This window comes from Streptomyces sp. PH10-H1 (assembly GCF_030063355.1).
Lineage (GTDB): Bacteria > Actinomycetota > Actinomycetes > Streptomycetales > Streptomycetaceae > Actinacidiphila.
This window is the reverse complement of the sequence record NZ_JASISZ010000211.1, coordinates 1-1,261: the sequence shown is the minus strand read 5'-3', so window position 1 is coordinate 1,261 and position 1,261 is coordinate 1. Positions and strand designations below refer to the sequence as shown.

Here is a 1,261-nt window from a genome sequence, read left to right as displayed (position 1 = left end):
GGTTGTGGTTGTGGTTGTGGTTGTGGCCTGTGGTTCTTGTGTGTTCTGTCGGTAGTAGGTGGTCTCGTATGCGGTGGGTGGGACGTGGCCTATCTCACCGTGGGGTCGATGGTGGTTGTACCAGTCGGTCCATTCGGCGGTGGTCAACTCGACGTCGCTGAGGGCCTTCCAGGGCTGCTGGGGTTTGATCAGCTCGGTTTTGTAGAGCCCGATGGTCGATTCCATCAGCGCGTTGTCGAGGGTGTCCCCGACGGTGCCGATGGACGCGGCGATCTGTTCGGCGGCAAGGTGGGTGGCGAGGCGGAAGCTGGTGTACTGCGATCCGGCGTCGGAGTGGTGGATCAACTCCCGTGCGGTGACGGGGTTTCCGGCCCGGTCGGGTTGCCACAGGGCCATCTCGAGTGCGGACAGTACGAGCGGGGTCTGCTTGTTCGTCGCGGCGGACCAGCCGACGATCCGGCGGGAGAAGGTGTTGATGACGAAAGCGACGTAGACGGTGCCGGACCAGGTGGCCACGTAGGTGAAGTCCGCGACCCACACCCGGTTCGGGGCGCTGGCCACGAACTGCCGGCTGAGCCGGTCGGGGGCCTGCTCGGCTTCCTTGTCCGCCACGGTGGTGACGATTTTCTTCCCGCGCACTGCTCCCGTGATGCCTTCTGCCTTCATGATCCGCTCGACGGTGCACCGGGCCGCCTGGTGGCCCCGGCGCTTCAGCTCGGCCCAGATTTTGCGGGCTCCGTAGACGCTGTAGTTGTCCCGGTGGATGGCGACGATCAGGGGTGCGAGTTCCGCGTCCCGCAGTGAGCGGGCCGAGGGGGTGCGCTTGTTGTGTGCGTAGTAGGTGGACGGGTGGATGCTGCAGTCGTGCTCGGTGAGCGTCCTGCAGATCGGCTCGACTCCGCCGAAGCGGTCCCGGTGCTCGTCGATGAACGCTACGAGCGTGGGTGTGGCCGGTCGAGCTCGGCCGCGAAGAAACTTGCTGCAGCTTTCAGGATCTCGTTCGCCCGCTTGAGCTCGGCGTTCTCCCGCTTCATCGCCTTCATCGCAGCGGATTCCTCGGTGGTCGTGCCGGGCTTGGCACCGTTGTCCACTTCTGCCTGCCGGACCCAGTTCCGCAGGGACTCCGGCCCGATGTCGAGCTTGGCACCGATCGAGCGGATCGCCGCGGACTCGGTCTTGTACTGATCGCGTGTCTCAAGGACCCGGCGCACGGCCCGCTCCTTGAGCTCCTTCGGATATTGCTTCGCCATAACGGACTCGA

1 protein-coding gene is annotated in these 1,261 nt (G+C 65.0%); it reads right to left on the bottom strand.

The features are described 5' to 3' along the window. Positions 1–1,250, bottom strand: a protein-coding gene (locus QMK24_RS41245) for an IS3 family transposase (RefSeq protein WP_283472050.1) whose coding sequence is annotated in 2 segments (ribosomal slippage) — positions 1–977 and positions 977–1,250 — 1,251 coding nt annotated over the 2 segments. Because the reading frame shifts where the segments join, the coding sequence is not laid out codon by codon here. This gene is flagged as partial in the annotation. Between the last annotated feature and the right edge of the window lie 11 nt (positions 1,251–1,261).